The organism is Rhodococcus sp. NPDC059968 (assembly GCF_042738615.1).
Classification (GTDB): domain Bacteria; phylum Actinomycetota; class Actinomycetes; order Mycobacteriales; family Mycobacteriaceae; genus Rhodococcus_F.
This window is the reverse complement of sequence record NZ_JBHWUE010000053.1, coordinates 1-26,041: the sequence shown is the minus strand read 5'-3', so window position 1 is coordinate 26,041 and position 26,041 is coordinate 1. Positions and strand designations below refer to the sequence as shown.

The following is a 26,041-nucleotide window of genomic DNA, read 5'->3' as shown; positions in this document are numbered from 1 at the left end:
GGTGCCCGGGCTGGCGGCGACGCCTGTCAGCAGCACGTCGCCCGGCGTTGCTCTCGCTCGCGGTGCGGTGGTGGGAGCGGTCGTGATCGGGCGGGTCTGCAGGACCCGGATCTCGTCGCCGGCGATCGCCCACTCGATGTCCTGCGGGCGCCCGAACAGGTTCTCGATGTCGCGTCCCAGAGCCGCGAGGGCGAGGACCTGGGCAGTGGTCAGCAGTTGCCCGCCCCGGTGCCTCGCGATCTGCACGTGCGCACCGTCGACCAGGTACGCCTCCGGAGTGACGGTCCCGGCCACGACAGTTTCGCCCAGGCCACTCGCAGCCTCGATCACCGCCTGCTCGGCCCCGGTGACCGGGTGCCGGGTGAACATGACTCCGGCCGTCTCGGGTTGCACCATCACCTGCACGATCACCCCGGCCGACGCGGGGGCTTCCCGATCCGTGCGAGCCGCGTAGGCGACGGCTTCGGGTGAGGAACCCGACGCGGCGCTGCGATGCACCGCCTCGATCACCTCGGCGGTGGAGGTGACCCCGAGCGTCGTGGCCAGCTGTCCGGCGAACGAAGACTCGACGCCGTCCTCCGCGAGGGCGGACGAGCGCACCGCGAACGGACCGGGACCGAGACGGTGCAGTCCGGCCTCGATCTCCCATTCCCAACCGGGATCGCCGAGCGGATCGGGTATCACGAATCCGTCGGGCACCCGGAATCCGGCACGCAGCAGCAGGCCGAGGTTGCGGGCCTTGGCACCGCAATGCTCGGACGCGTCCGGCAGTGGGACCGTCGGCACTGCTCAGGCCTCCGCGTCGCGGTCGCCGGCCCTGGCAAGGACCCGGTTCAGGCGCTGCTGGGCAGCCTGCGCCGAACCCAGGCCGAGCGCCTCCGCGACCTGCGGCCAGGTCATCCCACTGCCCCGGGCGGCGAACAGCAGGCCGGCCTCGATCTGATCGAGCTCGACCCGAACTGACGACAGCAGCCGCAGCCCGGCCGCGAGCACAGCCGGGTCCGTTCCCTGTGCGTCCCGGGCGGCCCACGCCGCGAACCTGACGAGGTCGGCGTCCGATCGTGGCTGCCCCGAATGCTCCCAGGGACGCCGCTCGAGCCGCGCAGCACCGGCCTCGTTCAGCGTCGTGCGTGCCTGATCGAGTTCGGCCGCGTGCGTCTGGTCGTCGGTGGTCACCCGACCACCACACGCCATCAACAGTCTGTTGTCAACATTCTGTTGATGGTCGTGTCGTCGGGCGAGGTCCCGGCATCCTCAGCCGGCGAGGATCCCGGCGACGAAATCCTGCGCGTCCTTCTGCGACGCACCGATCGTCCCGCGATGGTCCGCGCCCTCGTACGTGCGATACGTCAGTTCGTTCCCGTTGTCCTGCAATGTCTTCACCATCAGATCCGTCGACGGTTTGCTCACCACCAGGTCGCCGGAACTCTGCGCGACCAGCGTCGGGACCTGCACGTGGACCCTCGACGGTTCCTGGCGGGCCAGGTACTCGGTGAGCGGTCCCAGGTCGGCGTCGGGCCGGAAGACCTGATCGGCGGGCACGGGCGGCACCTTCCGGATGTCGTCGATGCACCCGGTCCGCGCCACCGTCAGCAGCGGTTGCGCCTCCTCGGTCAGCAACGCCGACGGGTCGATGGCGGGATCCGCGGCCTGGGCTCCGAGAAGGATCAGCGGCAGGAACGCCTCGGCCGCTTCGATACCCGGAACACCCGAGCGGAAGTACTGCGGCGTCTGGTCGAGCCCGTTTCCCGGTGCGATCGCCACGGCACCACCGAGATGCAGTTCCGGGGCGCGCTCCCCGCCCTGCGCCGCGGTGAACAACGCCGCCTGCCCACCCTGGCTGTGACCGATCACGAACCACGTCGAGCCGACCGCCGGATCCATCGCACGGGATGCGCGGACGATGTCCACGACGGCGTTCACCTCCGTGTCACCGTTGATGTACGGGTGGACACCCGGCGTGCCCAGACCCTGGTAGTCCGTGCTCACCACCGCATATCCCTTGGCGACCCAGTCGCCGAGGGACGCGTCCACGCCGGACAGATAGCCGTGGGCGGGACCACCAGCGAAATCCGCGGACGGGGCGCAGGCGTCCGCGACGCCGGTGGTGCCGTGCGCCCAGCTGATCACCGGATACCCGCCCTCGGGTGCCGGCGTGCGCGGAATCGACATGGTGCCCGACACCACGACGGGGTCGCCGTTGCCGTCCTGCGACGCGTAGGTGATCACCTCGTTCCGTCCGGCGCTCGGCAATGCCGGACCGTCTGCGACGACGCGGGACGAGAGAAGCCGACCAGGGCGAAGTGCGGCCGGGTCGGTGGCCGTCTCGGATGTCGCAGTGGAACAGGCACTTCCGCTGATGAGGACGAGCGCGGCCACGGCGCCGATTCGGGCGCGCGCGAACGTCATGAGAAGGCCGCCAGCGGTTCGGAACCCGACCAGTCGTGACCCCAGTAGCTGTCCGCCGTGATCTCCTCGGCGGTGTAATGCGTCTCGTCGACGAGCATGCCCTCGGTGCCGAACTCGAGGTCCCAGCCGCCGGGGGCACGCACGTAGAACGACACCATACGGTCGTTGGTGTGGCGCCCGAGGGTCGACGAGATGGAGAAGCCGAGCTTGCCGAGCCGGTCGAGTGCCTGGCCGACGGCGTCGAGCGTGTCGACCTCCGTCATCAGATGCACCATCCCGGGTTCGCCGCTGTGCGGCGCAGGGCACAACGCGAGGCTGTGATGGCGCTGATTGACTCCTATGAACCGCACGCGACGGGCCGGTCCCGGGGCGTCGGCCGAGCCGAGCCGGATCGCGCCGCGAGGCAGGAAGCCCAGCACCTCGGTGTAGAACGTGTAGGCCTCTTCGAACGCCGGCGTCGGGAGGACCACGTGCCCCAGACCCTGTGCGCCGGTGACGAACCGCCCGCCGTGCGGGGTGACGACCGGACTGTGGTCGAGCACGGGCCCGAAGAACACCTCCACCCGGGTGCCGGACGGATCGTCGAACGCGATCACCTGCTCGGCGTCGCGGTAGCGCGACTCCTCCTCGGACAGGACGTCGACCGTGACACCCGACTTCTCCACCTGCTCACGCACCCGCTGGAGGGCGAACTGGTCGCGCACCTCCCACCCCACCGCGAGCGCCTTGTCCGTGTCGCCCGGGAGGACGATCAGCCGCGACCGCCGCTCGTCGACACGCAGGTACAGGCCGCCCGGCTCGGGGCCGGACCCCTCGGCCATGCCCAGCCCGTCCACCACCAGCTCCCGCCAGCGTGGCACGTCCTTCGTCTGGATCCTGAGGTAGCCCAGTCCTCGAATGTCGGTCATGTGAAAGTCCTTTCCTGGAGGCGGCTCCGCCGCCCGTGCGCCTTTCTGGTAGCTGGAACTACCAAAAAGGCGCACGGGCGCGGAGCGCCTAGATCATCGAGCGGTGGATGCCCTGAGGTTCTCCGCCGAGCTGGGTCAGAGCCGAGGAGTGGAAGATCGATCCCGGCACGTGGATGGCGTGGGAGAGACCGGCGTGGGCGTCCCGCCAGAAACGCTGCAGGGGTGTCTTCAGTTGGAGCGCACCGCCACCGGAGCGTGCGAAGATCTCGTCCACGGCCCGCACCGCCCGCCAGGCGGCGGCCGTCTGCGTGCGCCGGCCGATGGACCGAAGTTCGAACGAGACGCCCCGGCCCTTCTCGGTCATGTCCCAGAACCGGTCGACCGTCTCGAAGATCGCCGCGCGCGACGCCGCGATCTCCGCCGCCGCCTCGCCGATCGCGAACAGCACGTACGGGTCGTCCTTGATCGCGGTGCCCGACACGGTGACACGTTCACGCTGCGCGTTCAGATGACAGGCCAGTGCACCCTCGGCGATGCCGATCAGCGACGACGTGATGCCGAGCGGGAAGATGCACGAAAACGGGAAGTTGTACAGCGTCTGGGTGCGACCGAACTCCTTGGGCGCGGACCCGTCGAAGACCTTGTCGGCCTGCAGCGTCCGGTGTTGAGGGATGAACGCATCCTCGACGATCAGGTCCTTGGACCCGGTGCCACGCAGCCCGACGACGTTCCAGCTGTCCTGGTCGATGTCGTAGTCCGAGCGTGGGAGCAGCACGTGCAGGATCTTCGGGGGCATCACCCGGTTACCGTCCCGATCACCGACCGCGGCGCCGATCATGATCCACCCGCAGTGGTCGGTGCCGGAGGAGAACGACCACCGTCCGTTGAGGACGTATCCGCCGTCGGTGGGCACGGCCACACCCATCGGGGCGTACGGCGAGGCCATCCACATGTCGGAGTCCTCGCCCCACACCTCGTCCTGGGCCGTGCGGTCGAAGAACGCCAGTTCCCACGGGTGGACGCCGACGATGCCGCTCACCCAGCCCGCGGCCCCGTCGATGGCGCCGATGCCCATCGCGGTCTCCGCGAACTCACGCGGATGCGATTCGTAGCCGCCGTACTCCTTGGGCTGCAGCATCCGCATCACTCCGGAGTCGCGCAACCTTTTCGCGGAGGTGTCGGACAGGCGCATCAGCTTGTCGCCCTCGGCGCCTTCCGCGCGGATCTCGTCCGCGTACTGCTCGATCCTGTCAAGAACGTGACCCATGATGATCTCGGCTTTCTGGTCGGTACCCGGCGAAACGCCTAGGCGGACTTTTTCTCGGCGACTGCGGAACTCGCGGACTTCCGGTCTGCGAGGCCGAGGGCGATCTCGATCAGCTGGTCCTCCTGACCGCCGACCAGCTTGCGTCGGCCTGCCTCGATGAGGATCTCCGCACCGGACACGCCGTATCGGCGGGCGTGGGAGTCGGCGTGCTTGAGGAAGCTGGAGTAGACACCCGCGTAGCCCATGGTCAGCGACAGCCGGTCGAGTAGGCAGTCGCCGTCCATGATCGGCCGGACGACGTCCTCCGCCGCGTCGATGATCTTCAGAGTGTCGATGCCGGTGCGGATTCCGAGCCTCTCCGTGACGGCGGCGAATGCTTCCACCGGGGTGTTGCCCGCACCCGCACCGAAACGCCGCGTGGAGCCGTCGATCTGCAGGGCGCCGGCCTCGACGGCGAGCACCGAGTTGGCGACACCGAGCCCGAGGTTCTCGTGCCCGTGGAAGCCGACCTGCGCGTCGTCGCCGAGTTCGGCCACCAGGGCGGACACGCGGTCGCTGACGGCGTTCAGGATCAGCGCCCCGGCCGAGTCCACCACGTACACGCACTGGCAGCCGGCGTCGGCCATGATCCGGGCCTGCTGCGCGAGAACCTCCGGCGGCTGACTGTGCGACATCATCAGGAAGCCGACCGTCTCCAGCCCGAGTTCGCGGGCGAGACCGAAATGCTGCACGGAAATGTCGGCTTCGGTGCAGTGCGTGGCGATGCGGCAGATGCTCGCGCCGTTGTCCGCCGCTTCCCGGATGTCGGATTGCACCCCCAGTCCGGGCAGCATGAGGAACGCGATCCTGGCCCGCTCGGCCGTCTCCACCGCGGCCTTGATCAGCACCTGCTCCGGGGTGTGGCTGAAGCCGTAGTTGAACGAGGAACCACCGAGTCCGTCGCCGTGGGTGACCTCGATGACCGGGACCCCGGCGGCGTCGAGCGCCCCGACGATCGAGCGGACGTGTTCGACGGTGAACTGGTGTCTCTTGGCGTGGGAGCCGTCGCGCAGGGACGAGTCCGTCACCCGGATGTCGAGATCAGCACTGTAAGGCATCGGTATTCCTTCGAAGAGTGAATGGGGCGGACGCGTTCAGACGCTCGCGCCGAGGATCTGCGTCGCGAAACTCTCGCCGACCTTCGTGGCGGCGGCGGTCATGATGTCGAGGTTGCCGGAATAGGGCGGCAGGAAGTCGCCCGCTCCCTCGACCTCGAGGAAGATGCCGACCCGGGCGAGGCCACCGCTGATCGGCGTCGGGTCGTCGAACTGCGGTTCGGCGCGCAGGCGGTAACCCGGGACGTATGCCTGCACGGACGCCGCGACGTCGTGGATGGACGCGGTGATCGCGTCCCGGTCGGCGTCGGCAGGAATGGAGCAGAACACGGTGTCCTTCATGAACATCGGCGGTTCGGCCGGGTTCAGGATGATGATCGCCTTGCCCTTCTTCGCCCCGCCGATCGTCTCGATGCCCCGGCTCGTGGTGATCGTGAATTCGTCGATGTTCGCGCGGGTTCCCGGGCCCGCGGACGGCGACGCCACGCTGGCGACGATCTCGGCGTACGCCACCTCGGTGATCCGGGAGACGGCGTGGACCATCGGGATGGTCGCCTGGCCGCCGCACGTGATGAGGTTGACGTTCGGCGCGGTCCGGTGCGCGCCCATGTTCACGGCGGGCACGACGGCGGGTCCGAGCGCGGCGGGGGTGAGGTCGACGGCCTGGATGCCGAGTTCCCGGTAGCGGGGGGCGTTCGCCCGGTGCACGTAGGCGGACGTCGCCTCGAAGACGATGTCGGGGCGCTCGTCCTGGGCGAGCAGCCAGTCGACGCCCTCGGCGCTGGCGGTCACACCCCGGTCCGCGGCGCGCTTCAGTCCTTCGCTGTCGGGATCGACGCCGATCATCCAGCGGGGCTCGATGATCTCCGAGCGGAGAAGCTTGTACAGGAGGTCGGTGCCGATGTTGCCGGATCCGACGATCGCGGCGAGAGCCTTGGTCACAGTTGTCGCCTTTACTTGAATTCTACTGATATGGAACCGATGTCACTGAAATCGGCGCGGAACACGTCGCCGGGCCGGGCGTCGATCGCGCGGGTGCAGGAGCCGGGCAGGATCACGTGCCCGGCCTCGAGTCGCACTCCGAAGCTCGCGACCTTCCGGGCCAGCCAGGCCACGGCCTTCGTGGGATTGCCGAGCACCGCCGACGCCTCGCCCCGCGCGATCTCCTCGTCACCCTGGAACAGCACGGCGGAGATCCCGCCGATGTCGACGTTCGCCGGTTCCACCCGTCCGGCGCCGAGGATCACCCCGGCCGAGGACGCGTTGTCGGCGATCGTGTCGGCGAGCCCGATCTTCCAGTTGGCGATGCGCGAGTCGATCAGTTCGATGCTGGGAACGATGTACTCGGTGGCCGCCAGCACATCCGCCTCGGTGCACCCCTCCCCCGGCAGGGTCTCGCCGAGGACGTATCCGATCTCCACCTCGATGCGCGGGTAGCAGAACTGCGCGGTGTCGATCGGCGTCCCCTCCGCGTACACCATGCTCGACAGCAGGTGCCCGTAGTCGGGCTCGTCCACGCCCATCATCTTCTGCATGACCTCGGACGACAGCCCGACCTTGTGGCCGTACACCGTCTCCCCCGCCTCCAGCCGCGACCGGATGTTGATCAGCGCGATCTCGTAGGCGTCGACGACGTCGATGCCCGGGAACACTGTGGTCAACGGGTCGATCGGCGAGCGGTCACGTTCGGCGTTCCGCAGCAGGTGGGCGGCGGACAGCCGCTGTGCATCGCTCAGCATCACGCCACCTCTCCCGCACGTGAGTGCTGTCGCGTGTTCCGGGACTCTTTGCCACTCACGTCGGCGACGTGCAGCGCGGCGATGTAGCCGAACACCATGGCGGGACCGATGGTCGCGCCCGCACCGGCGTATTCGTTGCCCATCACCGACGCGGACGTGTTGCCGGTGGCGTACAGACCGTCGATGACGGAACCGTCCTCCCGGAGCACCCGCGCGTCGGCGTCGGTGACGAGGCCGCCCTTGGTGCCCAGGTCGCCGGCCTCGCACCGGATTGCGTAGAACGGTCCCTGGACGATCTCGTCGAGGCACGGGTTCTTCATCGTCGGGTCGCCGTAGTACCGGTCGTACGCGCTGTCACCGCGGCCGAAGTCCTCGTCCGTGCCGGTGCGGGCGAAGCCGTTGAACCGGTCGATGGTTGCGACCAGGGTGTCGGCCTTGACGCCGATCGCGTCGGCGAGGTCGCGCAGCGTGTCCGCCTTGTGCACCACCCCGGAGTCGTAGAACCCCTGTGGGAACGGCACACCCGGCAGCACCTGCGCGAACGGGTACCGCGACTTCGCCTTGCCGTCCATCACGAACCACGCCGGGACGTGACCGCCGTCGAGCTGGTCGTGGACGAAGTTCACGTACGGCGACGACTCGTTGGTGAAGCGTTCGCCGCGGCCGTTGACGATCACCGACGGCGGAATGCACCGCTCCGAGACGAGCGGGATCACGGCGCCCATCGGGTGGAACACCGACGGCATCCACCAGGCGTCGTCCATGAGGTCGACTGCTGCGCCGAGCTTCTGGCCGGCGACGATGCCGTCACCGGTGTTCTCCCGGGCACCGGCACTGACGTCCGGGACGCCGTGCTTGGGCAGGTACTTCGCGCGCATGTCCTGGTTGTGGTCGAACCCGCCGGTCGCGAGCAGCACGCCGCGACGGGCGCCGATCCGGACCGTCCGTCCGTCGCGTTCGGCGAGAACACCGACGACCGCTCCGGTGCCGTCGACGATCAGTTCCGTCATCGACGTCTTCAGCCACAGCGGCACCCCGGCATCCCTGAGGACCATCCGCATGCGCGCCACGAGTGCACGTCCACCGGTGGCCATGTGGCGTCGGCGGATCACGTTGGATGCCACTCGCCACGCCGCGACCAGTGATGCCTTGCGGCCCTTCCAGGTGCGCTTGACCATGGCGAGGTCGTGGTAGTCCTTGGACGTGACCCACAGTCCCAGCGGACCCTTCATGCTGTTCGGGCGCTGGTACTGCTCGTCGTCCTGCAGCGCCCGGGTATCGAACGGCATGCATTCGATGGTGCGTCCGAGCGGACGGCCGCCGTCGTACTCCGGGTGGTAGTCGGAGTAGCCCTTCACCCAGTAGAGCTTCATGTGCGGGCTGCGGTCGAGCAGTTCCATCAGCTCGGGACCCTTGTCGACGAACGCGTCGAGACGGTCGGCGGGAACCGTGCCCGCGGTGATGATGTCGAGGTAGCGGCGGATCGATTCCCGCGAGTCGATCACACCCTTCTCCCGCAGTGTCGGGGCGTTGGGAATCCAGATGCCGCCTCCGGAGATGGCGGTGGATCCGCCGAACGTGGCGCCCTTGTCGATGACGAGGGTGTCGATTCCCCGGTCGGCCGCGGTGATCGCCGCGGCCATGCCGCCGCCACCGCTGCCGACGACGAGGAAATCGACTGTGGTGTCGAAGTTTTCTTCGGTGCCGCTCATCGTCCGCTGCCGTCCTTGCGGAGCAGGAAGGCGAGGACGGCACTCTCGAACGCCGTCTTCTGCTCGATCATCGCCCAGTGCCCGCAGTTCGGGAACACGTGGAGTTCCGCCCGGGGGATCGACCGCATCGGGATGATCGCCATGTCCAGCGGGCTGACCCGGTCGTCGCGGCCCCACGTGAGCAGTGTCGGCGCCTTCACCTTGTGCAGCTGAGCCCAGTACGGGGTCGCGTCGGACTCGAGTGCGGCCCGGGCGCCGGCCTCGAACGCCGCCCTGCTGTACATCTTGCGGGCGCTGGCGAGGGTCTCGGGATCGGTTGCCTGTGTCCAGCGTTCCTCGATCAGTTCCTCGGTGACCATCGCGGGGTCGAACACCATCGAGTGCAGCCACGCGATCAGTCGTTCCCGGGTGGGTTCGTCCGTGAACTCCATCAGGAGGTTGATGCCCTCACCGGGGCCGGGGCTGAAGAGGTTCTTGCCGATGCCGCCGATGGTGATCAGCTTGCCGACCCGGTCGGGGTGTGCGATGGCGAACTGGGTGGCGACGATGCCGCCCATCGAGTTTCCGAGCATCGCCACCTCGTCGAGTCCGAGCCCGTCGAGGAAGCGGAGTACCGCGTCGCCTGCGGTGAGCATCGGATGACCGCCGAAGTCGTCGCTGACCCCGAATCCCGGGAACTCCAGGACGAAGGTGCGGAAGTGCTCGGCGAAGACGCCGAGGTTGCCGCGGAAGTTGCGCCATCCCGTCACGCCGGGGCCGGAGCCGTGCAGCAGCAGGAGAGGCGGACCGTCGCCGGCCTCGTGGTAGCGAAGCACGCCGAGGTCGGTCTCAAGCTCCTTCAGGGTGCCCTCGTAACTCGAGTCAGTCGTCATGGTCGATCACGTTGCCAGCGTGCTCCCGGCTCGGACAGAAGCGATCCCGGTCAGCGAGACATCGCCCTGATGGCGCAGGCATCGGCCGGGGATTTCCACTGACCGAGACGGCATCTCGTGACCGTTCGGAGGCGTCCCTAGCCTCGGGGACGATCGTCGAACGGGTCGGCGACGCAGAAGCAATCGGAGGCGGTCTGATGGCAACCGAACCGGCCGGCACCCAGCCCGGGACACGCTCGGACGCACCGTCACCGGACGAGATGCGCCGCGCCCTCGGCCAATTCGCCAGCGGAGTCACGGTGGTGACCGGCCTCGACACGGAGGGTCCGGTGGGTTTCACGTGTCAGTCGTTCGCGTCGGTGTCCCTGGAGCCGCCACTGATCCTGTTCTGCGCCGATCACCGCGGGCGGGCATGGCCGCGCATCCGGCGGTCGGGGCGTTTCACGATCAACGTGCTACGCGAAGACCAGACGGACTTCTGCTTCCGGTTCGGCTCGAGCCGGGGTTCCAAGTTCGACGGGCTCTCCTGGGAGCCGTCGCGGTGGTCGACTCCGTCGTTGCCGGGCGTGCTCGTGCGTGTGCACGCTCACGTGCAGTCGGTGCACACCGCGGGCGATCACGACGTCGTGATCGGACGCGTCCTGGAACTCGAATCGGTGTGCGAGGAGCGGCCGATGGTGTTCTTCCGGGGCGGTTTCGGCCTCGACGCCGCTCCGCGGCCCGTGCGCTCGTAACGAGTCCAGAGACTCGTCACGCGCGCTACAGCCATTGCCCGGACTGCACCGCGAGGAGCTGGTCCAGCGCCTCGGTCGACCACGAGCTGTCCGGGATCTCCGGAGTCCGGCGGCCGCGACGGGGTGTTCCCAGTTCGGGGTGGAGCGTCCGGGTGACTTCCCGGGCGGCGTCGACGACGAGCGGGGCGACGCGTTCGAGTTGGACGGTGCGCGCGTCTCCGCACAGCGAGATGCCGGCCACCGGCCCGTCGGCGCTGCGGACCGCGACACCGACGCACCCGATTCCGCGCACCGCCTCCCCGCGCTCGAACGCGAGTCCGCGGCGCTGCCGGATCCGGTTGAGCTCCTGGTGCAGCGTGGACAGTTCGGTGATCGTGCGGTCCGTGCTCCTGTTGAGCCGCGGCCCGTACATGCTGTCGACCTGTTCCGGGTCCACCCACGCCAGCATCGCCTTGCCGCCCGCCGTCGTGTAGGCGGGAACGCGCCCACCCACCCGCGACGGCAGGCTCGCGGCCATCCGTCCGCCCACCTTGTCCAGGTACACGCTCTCCGCGCCGTCCAGCACGGCCAGGTGCACCACCATTCCGGTCTGCATGTGCAGTTCGTGCAGCAGCGGGGCCGCCGCAGCTCGGACCTGGCTGTGCCCGTTGTCGCCGCCGCCGAGCCCCATCGCGCGCCGTCCGAGGCAGTAGCCGAAGCTGGCGTGGTCGACCCAGTCGAGGCGGACCAGCTGGTCGAGGATGCGGTGCACCGTGGACCGCGGCAGCCGGGTGCGGCACGCGACCTCCTCGAGGGTCAGGCGCGACGTCCGGCCGTCGAACGCGTCGAGGATCAGCGTCATCCGCTCGACCATCGACGGTGGCAGATCCTTCTTCGCAGCGGGTACCGACAGTGCATCATCCGAATCGACGACAGTCATCGACGCCTCCAAATATCCTGGTCACACGCATACGCCCGACAAAAATTGAAATGAATTCTTAAAATGTACCAGTCGTGCCCGGCGCGGGGAAGAAATCGGACGATCGCCGCGTCCGGTCACCGGGAATCCCTGCGCGGTCACTGGGCACCTCCACTACAACGGTGACGACAGACCGACCCCCGACAACGGAGGAACGAACTGATGCACATAGGAATCGCGCCGCCCATCGTCATCGCGCACCCCGCCGTCCGCACGGACTGGGAACTCGGCGCCGGCATCGCGGAGTTGACCGCGATCGCCCGCACGGCCGACCGCCTCGGCTACCACCACCTCACCTGCAGCGAGCACGTCGCCGTCCCCACCGACGTCGCGGTCGAGCGCGGCGGCACCTACTGGGACCCGCTCGCGACACTCGGGTTCCTCGCCGCACAGACCACCGGCATCCGCCTGGCCACCCAGGTTCTGGTACTCGGCTATCACCATCCCCTCGAGATCGCGAAGCGCTACGGCACGCTCGACGTCGTCAGCGGCGGCCGACTCGTGCTGGGTCTGGGCGTGGGCAGCCTGCGCGAGGAATTCGATCTGCTCGGCGCCCATTTCGACGACCGGGGCGCCCGCGCCGACGACGCCCTCGCGGCGCTCCGCGCGTCGCTGTCGCAACCTCGGCCCGAGTACCACGGCACCTTCTACGACTTCGACGGCGTCGTCGTCGAACCGCACGCCGTCCAACCGCGGGTCCCGCTGTGGATCGGGGGACGGACACTGCGATCCCTGCGCCGCGCGGCGACGCTCGGCGACGGGTGGGTGCCGTTCGGCCTGTCCCTCGACGAGTTGTGCGCGCTGCTCGCCAAGGTCGACCTCCCCGACGGTTTCGACGTGGTCCTCAGCGCGGGCGCGCCCCTCGACCCGATCGGCTCCCGCGACACCGCGGCCCGCGCCCTCGAACGACGACGCGACGCCGGCACCACCGTCGTCAGCGCCACCCTCGCGTCCACGAGCGCAGCCCACTACTGCGAGCAACTGGAGGCCCTCCGGCAGTTGGGCGACGAACTCGGCCTCTCCTTCCGCACCGCAACCGCAGACAGGATCCGTCCATGACCGGCACCGAAGAACTCGTCCGCGCACTCGCCGAACGCGTCACCGCACTCGAAGACAAGCTCGCCATCCTCGAGTTGATGACCGCCTACGGTCCCGCCATCGACAGCGGTTCGGCCGACGCGGTCGCGCGGCTGTGGACAGAGGACGGCGTGTACGACGTCGACACCGGAGTGATGCGCGGACATGCGGCCATCACGGCGATGGTGCAGTCACAGGCGCATCAAGGCTGGATCGGCGGTGGCTGCGCGCACATGCTCGAACCCGGGCACGTGCGCGTCGCCGGCGACACCGCGGTGGCCACGTGCAAGTCGCAGTTGATCATTCACGACGACGACGGATTCCGCGTCCACCGGATCACCGCCAACCGGTGGGAACTCGCCAAGATCGACGGCGAGTGGAAGGTGACCCGGCGCATCAATCGGCTGCTCGACGGCCGCGAGGAGGCACGCACCCTGCTGGCCGCGGGCGTACACGCCTGAGCAAAGCTTCAGCTGCACCGGCACGAGGCCCGCAGGTGCTGCGGGCCTCGTGGTCTGTGCGGGGGAAGGTCAGGCGACCATCTCCGACTTGGGCACCGCCGTATCGACTGGACGCTCGATCTTGTTGCGGGTGAGGAGAAGTCCCATCACCGCGGCCAGCAGTCCGGCGACGGCGAGTGTGAAGAAGGCGTAGACGAACCCCTTCTCCGAGTACTGCGCGGCCCGGCCCACCAGCACGACCCCGGGGATCGCGATGATGGCGATCATCACCTGACTGCCGATCGCACTGCCCAGCGAGCCGGACAGGTTCAGCATCCCGCCTGCGATCCCCTGCGTCTGCGCGGGCACGGTGCGCATGATGAGGTTCGGCAACGTCGCCGACGCGGAACCGAGACCCAGGCCGATCACCAACTGCCCGAACATCATCTGGACGGTCGAGTCGTGCAGGGTGGCGAGCAGGAACGACCCGAGCGCGAGGGAGGCGCCGCCGAACACCAGAACCGGCGCCGGGCCGATGCGACGGGTGAAGTATCCGCCGACCGGGCCCGCGATCATCGACACGACACCCGTGGGGACGGTGTAGATCGCCACGGCGAGGGCGGTGACACCGAATCCGTAGCCGAGACCGAGGTCGGGATCGGTCATCACGAACATCGGGATGAGCATCGAATGGCTGACGAGGACGAACTGGACGAAACCGCTGGCGGCCAATGTTTTCGCGACGGGTCCGTGCTTCAGCATCTGCAGGTCGATGAGCGGTTCCTTCGGCGTGCGCTCATACACCAGCCAACCGGCAAGAATCGCGAGACCGCCGCCCACGCAGAGAAGCGTCTGCGGTGCGGCGTACCCCCACGCGGTGGCCTTGCCGATGCCGAACAGCAGCACGAAGGCGCCGAGCCCGAGGATGACCGCGCCGAGCACGTCCAGCTTGGACCGCGTGCGCAGGGTGGACTCGGGAACGAAGATCGCGACCGCGATTCCGACGACCGCCACGTGGAGGAGTTGCGCCCAGAACACACCGGTGTAGCCGAAGTGGTCGATGAGATAGCCACCGATGATCGGGCCGAGGATTGTGCTGGCGCCCATGCCTGTCGCGACGAATCCCACGGCCACGGGAATGATCGACGGGGGCAGAATATCTCGGATCAGACCGTACGCGAGCACGAGGATCGCCATGCCCGCACCCTGGAGTCCGCGCCCGACGAGGAAGAGTTCGAAGTTGGGGGCCAGCGCTCCGAGTAGCGATCCGGCGCCGAATACCGCGGCGGACACGAGCATCATCCGCTTCTTGCCGTAGATGTCGCCGAGTTTGCCGACGAGGGGTGTCGAGGCGGCGAGCATGAGGGTGACGATCGTGATCACCCAGCCGACGTTCGCGGTGCCGAAGTGTTTCGCGATCTCCGGCAGCGCGGGGGTGACGAAATTGTAGGCGAGCGGGATGACTTCGACCAGAAGGATGATCAAGGCCAGGAGGGTGAACGACTTCCCGCGCGAGAGCGGTGCGCGCTCCGCCTCGCCTGCGGACAGGGGCATGTTATGCATATGTGGCTCCGGGGGATTCGTGAGGATCGGCACGCCCAACCTGGCATGCCGGCCAGTGACGTCGACCACAGTTCCCACTCACCGAGACCTACCTGCAGCCGGTGTCGTCGATGCCGAATCGGCAGAGAAAGTAGAAAACATTCCTCCACGAAATCGCGCTTCTCTAGTGACTGAACACTAGTTCATGCGATACAACTAGAATGAAATCTAATTCTCTCGAAACAGGAGTTCCCATGACTGAATCACTCAGCCTCGCCGGACGCACCGCCGTCGTCACCGGTGCCGGCGCAGGCCTCGGCCGGGCCGAGGCCCTCGCGCTCGCGGCCGCCGGTGCGGCAGTCGTCGTCAACGACATGGGCGACGGCGCACACGAGGTGGCCGCGGAGATCACGGCGGCAGGCGGTCGTGCCACCGCCGTGCCCGGCGACGTCTCCGACTGGACACTGGGCGAACGCCTCGTGCACGAGGCCGTCAGCACCTTCGGATCGATGGACATCCTCGTCAACAACGCCGGAATCCTGCGCGACAAGATGATTTTCAACCTCTCCGAAGCCGACTGGGACGACGTCATCCGCGTCCACCTCAAGGGGCACGCCGCCACGTCACGCGCCGCGGCCGTGCACTGGCGCGAGGCGAGCAAGGCCGCCGGGGGGCCGGTGTACGGGCGGGTCGTCAACACGTCGTCCGAGGCGTTCCTGTTCGGATCGGCAGGCCAGCCCAACTACTCCGCCGCGAAGGCCGGGATCACCGCACTCACACTGTCGACGGCACAGGGCCTGTCCCGCTACGGGGTACGCGCCAACGCGATCTGCCCGCGCGCCAGGACGGCCATGACCGCCGACGCGTTCGGCGAGAACACGGCCGACGCGAGACTCGACCCCCTGTCCCCCGACCGGGTCGCCACCCTCGTCCACTACCTGTCCTCCCCCGCCGCCGACGAGATCAACGGACAGGTGTTCGTCGTGTACGGCAAGATGGTCGCGCTCATGGCGGCACCGAAGGTCGAGAACCGCTTCGATGCAGCGGGTTCCGCGTTCTCACCCGAGGAGCTCGAGGAGCTTCTCACACCCTATTTCGCCGGCCGCGGACCGTACGAGAACTATGCCGCGTTCAGCGTCGCCGAATTGGAAAAGGTCGCGCTGGCGACCGGCGACACCGCCGATGTCTGAGCCACACTCGCAGACGGAGCACACGATGAGGCTGCACGGAAAGACGGCGATCGTGACGGGCGGAGCCGGAGGCATCGGCCGGGCCGTGACGACGGTGTTCGTCCGCGAGGGCGCCAACGTCCTGTTCGTCGACATCGACGACGAACGCGGCATGGACCTCGAGCGGGAACTGGGATCGTCCGCTCGCTTCCTGAACACCGACATCTCCCGGCGCGAGTCCGCCGAACAGATCCGGGACGCCGCCGTCGCAGCGTTCGGATCCGTGGACGTGCTGGTCAACAACGCCCACGCCTCGCGGCAGGCACTGCTGATCGACCACACCCAGGAAATGTTCGACCTCTCGTTCCGGACCGGGTTCTATCCGGTCGTGCACCTGATGCAGGCCTGCTACGAGCAGTTGAAGGCGGCGAAGGGTTCGGTGATCAACTTCGCGTCCGGGTCCGGGCTCGACGGCATGCCCACCCAGACGTCGTACGCCGCGGCGAAGGAAGCGATCCGCGGCGTCAGCCGGGTGGCGGCCAACGAGTGGGCGGCCGACCAGATCCGGGTCAACGTGATCTGCCCGTTCGCCGCGACCGAGGGGGTCCTCGCCTGGCAGGAATGGTTCCCCGACCGTGCTGCCGCGTCCGTGGCGAAAGTTCCGCTCCAGCGGATCGGCGATCCCGAGACCGATATCGCTCCCGTCGCCGTGTTCCTCGCCTCCGAAGATTCGCGGTACATGACCGGACAGACACTGATGGCGGACGGCGGCAGCATCAAGCTGCGCTGACCCGCCCGGACAGGAGAGCAACGATGGAAGACTTCGAAGGCCGGGTCGCCCTGATCACCGGAGGCGCCCGCGGCCAGGGCCGCAGCCACGCGGTCGCACTGGCGGAATGCGGAGCAGACATAGTTCTGTGCGACCGCTGCGAGGACAGCCCGGCCGTGAACTATCCCCTGGGCACCGCCGCCGACCTCGACGAGACCGCCGAACTGGTGCGCGCCACCGGTCGCCGGTGCATCACCGCCAAGGCGGACACCGCCGACCGAGCCGCGATGGACGCACTGGTCGCGGAGGCGGAGTCCGAGTTCGGGCGTATCGACGTCGCGGTCGCGAACGCCGGCGTCTCGGTGGCCGCCCCGGTGCAGTCGCTCACTCAGGAACAGTGGTCGGAGGCGATCGGTTCCAACCTCACCGGCGTCTTCAATACGGTGGGAGCGGTGACGCCCGGCATGATCCGGCGGGGATACGGCCGGATCGTCACGATCTCGTCGATGCTCGGCCGGGCCGGCAGCACCAACATGGCCGCGTACGCGGCGTCGAAGTGGGGCGTCATCGGGCTCACCAAGAGCGCGGCGCTCGATCTCGCCCCGCACGGCATCACGGTGAATGCGATTGCGCCGGGCAACATCTCGACACCGATGATTCACAACGACGCCCTCTATCGGATGATGCGTCCCGACCTCGAGGCCCCCGCAGCGGAGGACGTGGAACCGGTGTTCCGCAGCCTGCACGCCCAGCCCGTGGCGTGGCTGGACGCCGCCGAGATCACCCGGGTCGTGCTCTTCCTCGCCGCCGAGGGCAGCGCACACATCAGCGGCATCGTCCTGCCCGTCGACGCGGGCAATGCCGCCCGCGGCCTGTGAGTACTTATTAACCGCCCGACGTTAATAAGTACTCACGGGAGCTTTGATCAATACTTTGATTAAACCGATCCGGCCGCTAACCTGTGGTCATGCCCGAGGAGACGACCGACCAGAGCAACCTGGACTTCCTGTCCTTCGTGGACTTCGCGGTGGGCAAGACCGTCGACGAGTTGCCGGAGGTCGATCCGGTGTCCATGCGACTGGTTCTCGCACTGCACCGGGTGACCAGCGCCCTCGTCTACGACCTCGAGTCCGCGGTTCACCGCCCCAGCGGGTGGAGCTGGCCCGGATTCCGGGTGCTGTTCGTGCTGTGGCTCGCAGGTCCCTGCGAAGCCAAGCGCGTGGCCTCACTGTCAGGCATGAGCCGCTCCGCGGTGTCGGCCCTGGTGAACACGCTCGAGCGCGACGGTCTCGTGACGCGGAGTCCGTCCGCCGAGGACCGCCGGGCGGTCGCCCTCGAACTCACCGGGGCCGGGCACGACGCCATCGTCAGCACATACTCGGCGCACAACAAACGGGAGCAGACATGGACCGAGACACTGACACCGTCGGAACGGCTCGTCCTGATCGGCCTGCTCGAGAAGCTCGCGTCTGGAACGGCGGCTCAGGAAGCCATCAAACGCAGTTGAGGTAGGTGATGGCCGTGAGCAGTCTCCTTCGTCCGGAGGAACCGCATCTCGTCTCGTTCGACGAGTTCCGCGAGTCGGTGAGCGACGCGTTCGTCCCCCTCGAGATGACGTCGGCAGACCACGACGACTTCCGTGGCGTCGTGCGGGGCGCGACGGTCGGGGCGGTCCGGATCAGCGAGGTCACGGCAGCCCCGCACGTCATTCGGCGAACACCCCGGACCATCCGCGCCGCCAACCCCGACTACTTCAAACTCGGACTGCAGGTCCGCGGGTATTGCGTCCTCAGCCAGGACGGCCGGGAAGCAGCGCTCACCCCCGGCGACTTCGCGATCTACGACACGACCCGCCCGTATCAGTTGTCGTTCGACGACCGGTTCCGGATGCTGGTCGTGATGTTCCCCCGCCACCTCCTCCGCGTTCCGCCCGACGGCATCGCCCAGCTCACCGCGCGCCGGGTGTCGGGCAGGCAGGGGCTCGGTTCCGTCGTCACCTCGCTGTTGCGCGGGCTCGGCGAGCAGATCGCCGACGCCTCCCCCACCGTCGCGGTGCACCTCGGCGATGCCGTCCTCGATCTGGTCGCGGCCGCGTTCGCGGAGCAACTCCACCTCGCCGACGGGCTGATGCCGCAGTCGCGCGGGGACGCACTGCGAGCCAGGGTCACCGCCTTCATCGACGAGCGCCTCGCCGACCGGGAGCTGGACCTGCACTCGATCGCCGCCGCGCATCACATCTCGGTGCGGCACCTGCAGAAGATGTTCGAAGCCGACGGCGACACGGTGAGCGGGTGGATTCGACGCCGCCGCCTCGAGCAGTGCCGACGCGATCTCGCCGACCCTTGTTGCCGCGATCTGCCCGTCTCGGCCATCGGTGCACGCTGGGGTTTCGCGGACGCCGCCCACTTCTCCCGGCTGTTCAAGAGCACGCACGGCTCGACGCCCGGCAGATACCGCACCGACACCACACCGGTCACCGAGTCGACTCGTCCGACCCGATGATTCCCGCGATCTCGTCGACGTGCACGGGCCTGCGCCAACTGTCCCAGCCCACGTGGATCTGCCGCGGGTGCACGGACATGTCGAGCACGCCGCCCTGGTGAGTGTGCCCGTGCAGCAACCAGTCTCCCTCGTCCTGCAGCCGGTACTGCACACCCCGGTCCTCCGCGGTGTGGTCGCCGACGTACGGGAAATGGGAGAGCAGCACGGTCTCGCCTCCGATCTTCCGCCGCGCGAACAACTGCACCGACGCGAACGTCTCCAGGAACACCCGCTGCCGGATGTGACTGTTGCGGTTCGCCATCGGGTGACACGAGTCGTGATTGCCGGGGATCAGATGCAGTTCGACGTTCCGCGTCCGCGCGAACTGGTCCAGTGCGCGCAGCGCCCAGTCCTCGGCGGCCTTACCTCCCACGGTGATGTCGCCGAGTATCCAGAGTTGTTCGCCGCTCCCGACGGCGGCGCCCAGTGCGTCCAGGATCGATTCGTCGTGCGCGTCGATCTCCGCGTCGAAGCCCCGGATCTCCACCAGCCGTGCGTGACGCAGGTGCAGATCGGACGTGAACCAGACGCTCATGTCAGGAACCGCGACCGCAGTTCCGCGAAGAACGCCGCCGACAACCGCTCGAAGTCGTCACCGCTCAAGCGGATCCGGTCGCCGATCTCGAGCTTCAGAACGGACTCGCCGGAGACGTACTTCAGGACGCTGATGCCGCGCAGGACGCCGTCGTTGTTCATCAACGAGTCGACGATGATCTCGACTTCGTTGAGCGGGTTCCCGTCCTTGCCCGTCACCGCCCGGATCCGGTGGACGAAGTAGCGGTCCAGCACCAGGACCATGTTGTCGAAGAACAGTGGGTCGAAGTCCTCGAGTGCGGCGAAGACCTCCTTGCCCGTGACCTCACCCGCAATCGCCCCCGTCAGCGACGTGTACGCGGCGACCTGCTTCGCGACGGACGCCTCGGCGTGATCGATTTCTTCCTTCGTGTAGTTCTTCCGTCCGAGCACTTCGCCGTCTCCTTCGATGCACCGGGTGTCGGATCGACACGCTGAACTCCCAGACCAGCAGTGTTCCACTTTCCACATCCCAGCGGATCAGGGTTCGGGGTGCGATACTCCCGGGTGGCTCTTTGCTCGTATCAACCGGCAACCGAGAAGTCCGGAAGGATGCACCGATGAAGGTCACGATTGCACGAACCGTAGGTATCGCCGCCGCTGTCGCCGGCGCGGGTCTACTCGCCGCACCCACCGCGTCCGCGGCACCCGAAGACGTCACGGTCGACATCGCTGTCGACGGGAATGCGGTGGTCATGGACGTCCGGTACGACGTGTCCGGCGCAGTGGTGTGCGTGATGAACATCCTCACTGTGGGCGAAACCACGCCCACCGCCTTCGTTGGCCCGACAGTGGTCATGGGCGGCGACGACGGCGAGCTGAGGGCCACCGTCGATCCCGGCGAGTACACGGTGCAATGGTCTTGCTCGAGCATTCCGTCGTTCGAGCAGTGGGGAACCGCCCCGCCGCTGACCACCGGCACCGCCGAACCCACCCTCGTCACCGTCGCCGAGACGTCCGGACCGGGCGGCGGAGGCTCGTCCGGCAGTCCGTTCGGCAGCTGACGGCCCGTGCGTACGTGAGCGGCAAAGCGTGTTCGAGCACTCTTTCGCACTCACGTACGCGGGAATGGCGAACTTCCTGGACCGACGCGTAACGAAACCGGTGCGAGCGGGGATTGACAATACGGAATCCCGCAACGGACAGGAACCCTCCGCCATGGCTACCGTCACGCACATCGATATCGCTCGCGCCCGCCGCTCCCGTCGGGTTCTCTTCATCGGCAACCCGACGCGGTACAAAGAGGTGTCGCACTGGGCGATGGTCAAGCAATGGATGGTGGTCCACGGACTCGAGCCCGTCCGGAAGTTGGACGGCCCCGCGCTCTGCGCGATCGTCACCGAGGACGTCCTCGACGGAGTCGGCTCACCCCAGGACGCGCTGGCAGTTCAGAACGCCCGTGAACAGGGCATACCGGTGATCAGCGTGCACGACAGCACCCAGATCTGGCAGGCCACGGCCCGCGTCCGCGCGTCCATCGCGCGATCCGGGGGCGGCGCACACTCGAGCCCGCACCACCAGGGCGCCTGAGGAAGGCCGGGCCCGGCCGTTATGGTCGATTGGGACGGCGAAGGCTACGCCGATGTCGGCGCCCTCCAGCGCGCCGTCGCGGAGAAGTCGATCGCGGAACTCGCCCTCGCGGGCAGTGAACGGGTGCTCGACGTGGGATGCGGCGACGGATTCGTCACGCTCCGGATCGCCGAACGGGTCCCCAGCGGTTCGGTGGTCGGAGTGGACGCGTCGCCGCGGATGATCGCGAAGGCCCAATCGCGAGTCTTGCCGGACGGCGCCCGCGCCGACTTTCGTATCGCCGACGCACGCGACCTCCCGTTCGACGGCGAGTTCGACGTCGCGGTGTCGTTCAACGCGCTGCACTGGGTCCCCGACCTGCAGGTGGCATTGGCCGCAATCGCCCGCAGCGTCGTGGACGGCGGACGTGTGATCATCCAGATGGTGTGCGCGAGCCCGCGGACCAGTGTCGAGGACGTCTCGATGTCCGTAGCGGCGCGCCCGCGATGGGCGGAGTTCTTCACCGACTTCACGGCGCCGTTCATCCACGTCGAACCAAAGAAGTTCCGCGACATCGCGAAGGCAGCAGGACTCGACACCACCGACCTCGTCGTCCGCGACGTCGAATGGGATTTCGGTTCCCGCGAGAAATTCACGCGTTGGTGCACCGTCGGATCCACCGACTGGACCTCACACCTCGACGCCGCAGGCGTGCCCGAGTTCATGGACGACGTCGTGCGCGAGTACGAGCAGATCTCCGGACGCCCCGGACTCTTCCTGTTCACCCAGATGCGGGCGGAACTCGTCCGAACGCCCTGACCCGCGCTGAAGCACGCCTGCAGGGTGGTGCCTCCAGTCGGACTCGAACCGACACTTGGCGGATTTTAAGCCCGAATGCACCGATCAGAGGATGTTGCCATTGTGAGTTTTGTTGTGCGACATGGGAGGGTGCGCGGCGTGGGTGATCGTCCGACCTCTCGTGTCGGGTTGTTCCACTGGCTCTTTCGCGTCGAGGCCGGGCAGGTGTCGCGGGCGTTAGGTGATGATCGGCTGGGTGCGACCGAGTGTGTTGTCGAACAGGGCGTGCCACGCTCTTTCCCACGGCCAGTGTGTTGGTAGGTGCAGCGTCAACCTCCGGGCGGAGGAGGCGACGCGTGCGGGGACCGAGACGATGGTGCGCCGGATGGTGCCGGTGGTCGCCCTCGTCAGCTTCGGATAGCGGGTGAGGGTGCCGGCGGCGCGGGTGAGATTGAACGCCATCACCGCACAGACGAGCCAGGCCGCGTTCGCGGCGAACCGGCTCGAGGGTAGATGCGCGAGGGCGGAGTTCTTCAGGTCCGCGTGCACCTGCTCGGTGATGGCGTGGTGGCGGTAAAGTTTGTCGGCGGCGACGGCGAAAGAGGTCGTCGGGGTCGGTGGTGGTGATCTGGTCCCTGTTGCACGAGCCCAAGACAGTCTGGGAACTCCACCGAGTGTGGTGTTTCTTTCTTGTATCGGCGCACCGGTCCTCCTTCGCGGGAGCCAGGGAGGTTTCCCGCTGCCTGACAACCCATCCGAGGAGCCGGTGCCGAACCAGTGCTCGGGTTGCCGTCACCCTCCGAGGTATTTAATACGAACACAGACGATCGCATGTGGCAAATGCTCAAACAAGTCCGAGCAGAAAGTTTTCATGCATGAAACAAGTGAGCGAGCCCCGCTTTCCAGTCCTGCCGGAGGCGAAGAACGGCGCCACGTCGCAACCAACTTGATACAGGTACTGCCGTCGGTCACACGCCGGCGTAGCGAGTAAGGAGACGTGGAGTGTTCTCCGCAGCACATCCACAAGGAGCCGCGGGCACTGCGCCCGGTTTCAGCGCAGGTCTCCGATGTGCGGCAGACCAGGGGTTTTGCTCGCCGCCACGGCGGTGGCACCGTGCTCCAACGGATCTGAAACGCCCATACCTGCGGGGTCGCCGGCACTCGTGGCACGCATCGGGCACGTGAGGGTTCGATCCGTGTCGTTTAACTCGCCATCGGCGCGGGGCCCGTTCGCCATGCCCGCGACTGGACGACCCAGCCACCGTCAGCCCAGCGGCGTGACCCTTCTAGTCCGCCTACAAACTATCGAGTCTCGAAATCACCTTCACCCAGCGCTTGCGTACGCAGATACTCTGTGTTCGTATTATATTTGACCCGGAATGCCTGGCGCAGCGTTCGAGTGACTTTTCGCCGGTCCGCCGGTGCACAAACGTCCAGGCTTCAGAAGACGACAAAGGAGAACGCAGTCGTGCCCGAGTTACCCGCGGCCCAGTTCTACCGAACCTCGGTGGCCCACATCGCATATCGAGACCTGGGGTCGGGTCCAACCCTGCTCCTACTTCATGGAGCAGCTCCAGGAGAAACAGGATGGGACAGCTTTGCTGCCAGTATCGAAGTTCTGCGGACTAGGTTCAGAGTAATCGTTCCGGACCAACCCGGCTTCGGACAGTCATCTCTCGTTGAGGACAACGGACTTCCTTACAACGCCATCTCCGCGAAGGCAATGGCCGAGCTCCTCAGGCATCTCGGTACGGGGAGGGTGCACGTGTCGGGGAACTCTCTGGGTGGGGGTGTCGCGCTGCGATTGGCGCTCGAGTATCCGGGTCTCGTCGACCGCATCATCCTCGTAGCTCCATTCGTTCGCGGATTCTGCCCGCGATTTCTTGCACCCCCCTCGGAGGGGGCTGCGCTTCTCAACGACTACTTTCCCGGCCCGTCACCAGACAAGATGCGACACTTGCTCAGCCGGCTGGTGGGGGACGTCAGCACCCTTCCCGACCTCGACGCAGCGGTCGCGTCGCGGTACCAAGACACGCTGAGGTCCGAAATCGAGTCGGCAAACGAGCGCCTTGCCAGCGGCGGCTGGGTGGAGGACTACGAGCGCCGAACCCCAGCTCAGTGGATCAGCACCATAGACAATCTGACACTCGTCCTGTGGGGGCGCGACGACAGATTCTGTCCGACCGACGATGCGTTTCATTACTTGTCCGCGCTTCGCCGGTCCGAACTTCTGGTCTTTCCGGAAACCGGCCACTGGCTACAGCATGAACGAAGTACGGAATTCGCCAGCTACGTGACTGCCTTTCTCACCCGATAGCGCCAATTACACCCAACACCACATGTGCCGCTTCGAAGGATGCAAAGAAACAACATGACCAGTTCAGGTATGTCTCCGATCCCGCTCGCGAACGCGAGACAGTCGGCTCGGTCGGACGGCGGACATGCGGAAATTGCAACTCTCGGAAGCGCTGCGCCCGAACACTCTGCGGGACTGCCGACCGTCGTCGTCGTCGACGCGGGCGGGACGATCACAGCCACGACGCCGGACCGCATCAGCTACCTCAGTTATTCGCAGTCTCTCTCAGGCGGGATTACGGACCTTCTGATACGGATGTACCCGGAGCTCGGTCGTGTGGCCAAGGTGTCGGTAGTTTCGACAGACATCTCCGGCCTTTCGTCCGATTCGACTACCGAGAGCAGGCATCAGCTATCCCAGACAGTAGACGCCTGCCTGGCGCTCTCCGACGTGGTTGGCGTCGTCGTCACTGGCGGCACAAACATCCTGGAAGAAGACGCCTACTTCCTCGATCTCACCATCCGAAGCGAGAAATCCGTCGTCGTCACCGGCGCCATGCACCAGAGCGGAACGTTCACCGAAGACGGAATGACGAACCTGTTCAGCGCTATCCGCCTAGCGGCAAGCGAAAGGACGACCTCTTTCGGCACCGTGATTCTCATGAACGATCAGATCTTCGCCGCTCGCGAAGTGACCAAAACGGACGGATATCGCCTCGACGCCTTTGCTGCCGGCAGCTATGGGGCACTAGGCGTCGTGAACGCGGATCGAATCCGACTGATTCGTGCGCCGGCTCGCGTCACACTTCACGGAACAGCCTCCTGGAAGACTCCTTTCGACCTTTCCAGGAAGACCGCGGCCGAACTCGTACGTGTCGAGATCGTGAGCGGCTACCTCGACGCTTCGGCGGTCCCGATTCAGGCGCTTGCCGCCGCTGGAACCAAGGGCATCGTCACCGCGGGGCACGGACCCGGCAGCATGTCGGTTGCTCAGGGGGCAGCGATGGCCGCAGCTATAGCCGACGGAGTGCTTTTCGTCTCCGCGACCAGAACCGGCGGCGAAGGCAGATACGACGACGGATCGCCCGGAATCATCGGCGCCGCAGACCTGACGCCTCAAAAGGCGCGGCTCCTGCTTCAGCTTTGCATGAGCTTCAGCGAAGAAGAAACTCAAGTTCGGGACTGGTTCAAGTCGATAGGAGACCCGCAGTTCGGCTTACGACCTAAACCTTGGCGACGGTGACATCGCAGTCCGAAAGAGTCAGGAGAGCGGATCGCGCTTCACGGCCGACCGTTGTTCAAAAACTTCCACGCGCTACCGATCCGCCCAAGCCTTGGGACACGTCGGGCGGAGTCGAATGTGCGTTCGCGTCAGTGACATATCTGCATCCGGCGGCAACTAGCAGCGCTGTTCACTCAATTCGAACAGCGTGACCATGCGCCGGGGAATCGCAAAAACCGGTACGACGTCGACCTTAGCTCGACTAGCGCGGCTGTGGCCGATGCGCTGAGACAACTTCCGTACCGTCCCTGTGGAGGCTGTCAAGGGACATGAGGGCGTCCCTGTAGGCGGACAGCTGGTGTCCCTGTGCGCGGACAGCTGATCTCCCTGCCGGCGGTCAGCTGATCTCCCGC

Annotated in this window: 26 protein-coding genes and 2 pseudogenes; 13 read left to right on the top strand and 15 right to left on the bottom strand. The window is 67.0% G+C overall.

Annotation, left to right across the window (positions count from 1 at the left end; translation table 11 throughout):
• Positions 1–120 precede the first annotated feature (120 nt).
• The 10 genes and pseudogenes from ACFWAY_RS33180 to ACFWAY_RS33135 all read right to left on the bottom strand — a co-directional run.
• Positions 121–600, bottom strand: a pseudogene (locus ACFWAY_RS33180) (PEP/pyruvate-binding domain-containing protein); the annotation flags it as partial.
• 189 nt (positions 601–789) lie between these two features.
• Positions 790–1,176, bottom strand: coding sequence for a hypothetical protein (locus ACFWAY_RS33175; protein WP_378513530.1), 387 nt, complete (start codon positions 1,174–1,176; stop codon positions 790–792).
• Positions 1,177–1,254: 78 nt separating this feature from the next.
• Positions 1,255–2,409: an alpha/beta hydrolase family protein gene (locus ACFWAY_RS33170; protein ID WP_378513529.1), complete on the bottom strand. Its 1,155-nt coding sequence runs from the start codon at positions 2,407–2,409 to the stop codon at positions 1,255–1,257.
• A complete protein-coding gene (gene bphC / locus ACFWAY_RS33165) occupies positions 2,406–3,317 on the bottom strand; it encodes a biphenyl-2,3-diol 1,2-dioxygenase (protein ID WP_378513528.1) in 912 nt (303 codons plus the stop codon). Before bphC ends, ACFWAY_RS33170 begins: the two co-directional genes overlap by 4 nt.
• 88 nt (positions 3,318–3,405) lie before the next feature.
• Positions 3,406–4,584 (bottom strand): acyl-CoA dehydrogenase family protein, encoded by a 1,179-nt coding sequence (locus ACFWAY_RS33160; RefSeq protein WP_378513527.1) that lies wholly within the window; start codon positions 4,582–4,584, stop codon positions 3,406–3,408.
• Positions 4,585–4,622: 38 nt separating this feature from the next.
• Positions 4,623–5,681 (bottom strand): 4-hydroxy-2-oxovalerate aldolase, encoded by a 1,059-nt coding sequence (gene dmpG, locus ACFWAY_RS33155; RefSeq protein WP_378513526.1) that lies wholly within the window; start codon positions 5,679–5,681, stop codon positions 4,623–4,625.
• A 36-nt stretch (positions 5,682–5,717) separates the two neighbouring features.
• Positions 5,718–6,620 (bottom strand): acetaldehyde dehydrogenase (acetylating), encoded by a 903-nt coding sequence (locus ACFWAY_RS33150; RefSeq protein ID WP_378513525.1) that lies wholly within the window; start codon positions 6,618–6,620, stop codon positions 5,718–5,720.
• Between the two features lie 11 nt (positions 6,621–6,631).
• Entirely contained in the window at positions 6,632–7,417 is a 786-nt protein-coding gene (locus tag ACFWAY_RS33145; protein WP_378513524.1) for a 2-keto-4-pentenoate hydratase, read from the bottom strand.
• Positions 7,417–9,129: an FAD-binding protein gene (locus ACFWAY_RS33140; protein ID WP_378513523.1), complete on the bottom strand. Its 1,713-nt coding sequence runs from the start codon at positions 9,127–9,129 to the stop codon at positions 7,417–7,419. The genes ACFWAY_RS33145 and ACFWAY_RS33140 overlap by 1 nt, the downstream gene beginning before the upstream one ends.
• Positions 9,126–10,001: an alpha/beta fold hydrolase gene (locus tag ACFWAY_RS33135; RefSeq protein ID WP_378513522.1), complete on the bottom strand. Its 876-nt coding sequence runs from the start codon at positions 9,999–10,001 to the stop codon at positions 9,126–9,128. Before ACFWAY_RS33135 ends, ACFWAY_RS33140 begins: the two co-directional genes overlap by 4 nt.
• A 197-nt stretch (positions 10,002–10,198) precedes the next feature.
• On the opposite strand from ACFWAY_RS33135, the gene ACFWAY_RS33130 reads away from it, so the two are divergent.
• Positions 10,199–10,735, top strand: a complete 537-nt coding sequence (locus ACFWAY_RS33130; RefSeq protein WP_378513521.1) for a flavin reductase family protein — start codon at positions 10,199–10,201, stop codon at positions 10,733–10,735.
• A 25-nt stretch (positions 10,736–10,760) separates the two neighbouring features.
• Here ACFWAY_RS33130 and ACFWAY_RS33125 read toward each other — a convergent pair whose 3' ends face one another.
• Positions 10,761–11,654 carry an IclR family transcriptional regulator gene (locus ACFWAY_RS33125; RefSeq protein ID WP_378513520.1) on the bottom strand — a complete coding sequence of 298 codons (894 nt, stop codon included), beginning with the start codon at positions 11,652–11,654 and terminating at the stop codon, positions 10,761–10,763.
• Between the two features lie 201 nt (positions 11,655–11,855).
• Here ACFWAY_RS33125 and ACFWAY_RS33120 point away from each other — a divergent pair, with 201 nt between their 5' ends.
• Complete coding sequence (locus ACFWAY_RS33120; RefSeq protein WP_378513519.1) at positions 11,856–12,752, top strand: TIGR03619 family F420-dependent LLM class oxidoreductase; 897 nt, start codon at positions 11,856–11,858, stop codon at positions 12,750–12,752.
• On the top strand, positions 12,749–13,231 hold the full coding sequence (locus ACFWAY_RS33115) for a nuclear transport factor 2 family protein (protein ID WP_378513518.1): 483 nt from the start codon (positions 12,749–12,751) through the stop codon (positions 13,229–13,231). Before ACFWAY_RS33120 ends, ACFWAY_RS33115 begins: the two co-directional genes overlap by 4 nt.
• 69 nt (positions 13,232–13,300) lie before the next feature.
• Here the strand turns inward: ACFWAY_RS33115 and ACFWAY_RS33110 are convergent, their stop codons facing one another.
• Positions 13,301–14,764 carry an MFS transporter gene (locus ACFWAY_RS33110; RefSeq protein WP_378513562.1) on the bottom strand — a complete coding sequence of 488 codons (1,464 nt, stop codon included), beginning with the start codon at positions 14,762–14,764 and terminating at the stop codon, positions 13,301–13,303.
• 242 nt (positions 14,765–15,006) lie between these two features.
• Between ACFWAY_RS33110 and ACFWAY_RS33105 the strand changes: the two genes are divergently transcribed.
• The 5 genes from ACFWAY_RS33105 to ACFWAY_RS33085 all read left to right on the top strand — a co-directional run bounded on the left by ACFWAY_RS33105 (position 15,007) and on the right by ACFWAY_RS33085 (position 19,192).
• Positions 15,007–15,942 (top strand): 3-oxoacyl-ACP reductase, encoded by a 936-nt coding sequence (locus tag ACFWAY_RS33105; protein WP_378513517.1) that lies wholly within the window; start codon positions 15,007–15,009, stop codon positions 15,940–15,942.
• A gap of 25 nt (positions 15,943–15,967) precedes the next feature.
• Positions 15,968–16,711 (top strand): SDR family NAD(P)-dependent oxidoreductase, encoded by a 744-nt coding sequence (locus ACFWAY_RS33100; RefSeq protein ID WP_378513516.1) that lies wholly within the window; start codon positions 15,968–15,970, stop codon positions 16,709–16,711.
• Between the two features lie 23 nt (positions 16,712–16,734).
• Positions 16,735–17,568 carry a mycofactocin-coupled SDR family oxidoreductase gene (locus ACFWAY_RS33095; protein WP_378513515.1) on the top strand — a complete coding sequence of 278 codons (834 nt, stop codon included), beginning with the start codon at positions 16,735–16,737 and terminating at the stop codon, positions 17,566–17,568.
• A gap of 89 nt (positions 17,569–17,657) precedes the next feature.
• The gene (locus ACFWAY_RS33090; protein ID WP_378451721.1) at positions 17,658–18,197 is read left to right on the top strand and encodes a MarR family winged helix-turn-helix transcriptional regulator; all 540 of its coding nucleotides are present in this window, start codon (positions 17,658–17,660) and stop codon (positions 18,195–18,197) included.
• A gap of 8 nt (positions 18,198–18,205) precedes the next feature.
• Positions 18,206–19,192, top strand: a complete 987-nt coding sequence (locus tag ACFWAY_RS33085) for a helix-turn-helix domain-containing protein (RefSeq protein ID WP_378513514.1) — start codon at positions 18,206–18,208, stop codon at positions 19,190–19,192.
• Here ACFWAY_RS33085 and ACFWAY_RS33080 read toward each other — a convergent pair.
• Together ACFWAY_RS33080 and ACFWAY_RS33075 are read right to left on the bottom strand one after the other, a co-directional pair.
• Positions 19,164–19,766 (bottom strand): metallophosphoesterase, encoded by a 603-nt coding sequence (locus tag ACFWAY_RS33080; RefSeq protein ID WP_378513513.1) that lies wholly within the window; start codon positions 19,764–19,766, stop codon positions 19,164–19,166. The genes ACFWAY_RS33085 and ACFWAY_RS33080 overlap by 29 nt on opposite strands.
• A complete protein-coding gene (locus tag ACFWAY_RS33075) occupies positions 19,763–20,197 on the bottom strand; it encodes a hypothetical protein (RefSeq protein ID WP_378513512.1) in 435 nt (144 codons plus the stop codon). Before ACFWAY_RS33075 ends, ACFWAY_RS33080 begins: the two co-directional genes overlap by 4 nt.
• Positions 20,198–20,364: 167 nt before the next feature.
• Here ACFWAY_RS33075 and ACFWAY_RS33070 point away from each other — a divergent pair, with 167 nt between their 5' ends.
• The 3 genes from ACFWAY_RS33070 (at position 20,365) to ACFWAY_RS33060 (ending at position 22,132) form a co-directional block, all read left to right on the top strand.
• A complete protein-coding gene (locus ACFWAY_RS33070; protein ID WP_378513511.1) occupies positions 20,365–20,808 on the top strand; it encodes a hypothetical protein in 444 nt (147 codons plus the stop codon).
• 154 nt (positions 20,809–20,962) lie between these two features.
• Positions 20,963–21,334 carry a hypothetical protein gene (locus ACFWAY_RS33065; RefSeq protein WP_378451726.1) on the top strand — a complete coding sequence of 124 codons (372 nt, stop codon included), beginning with the start codon at positions 20,963–20,965 and terminating at the stop codon, positions 21,332–21,334.
• Positions 21,335–21,355: 21 nt separating this feature from the next.
• A complete protein-coding gene (locus ACFWAY_RS33060; protein ID WP_378513510.1) occupies positions 21,356–22,132 on the top strand; it encodes a class I SAM-dependent methyltransferase in 777 nt (258 codons plus the stop codon).
• Between the two features lie 216 nt (positions 22,133–22,348).
• Here ACFWAY_RS33060 and ACFWAY_RS33055 read toward each other — a convergent pair.
• Positions 22,349–22,736: pseudogene (locus ACFWAY_RS33055) on the bottom strand (transposase); the annotation flags it as partial.
• Between the two features lie 843 nt (positions 22,737–23,579).
• Between ACFWAY_RS33055 and ACFWAY_RS33050 the strand changes: the two are divergent.
• Complete coding sequence (locus ACFWAY_RS33050; protein WP_378513509.1) at positions 23,580–24,428, top strand: alpha/beta fold hydrolase; 849 nt, start codon at positions 23,580–23,582, stop codon at positions 24,426–24,428.
• Positions 24,429–24,482: 54 nt separating this feature from the next.
• Entirely contained in the window at positions 24,483–25,649 is a 1,167-nt protein-coding gene (locus tag ACFWAY_RS33045; RefSeq protein ID WP_378513508.1) for an asparaginase domain-containing protein, read from the top strand.
• Positions 25,650–26,041: the final 392 nt, after the last annotated feature.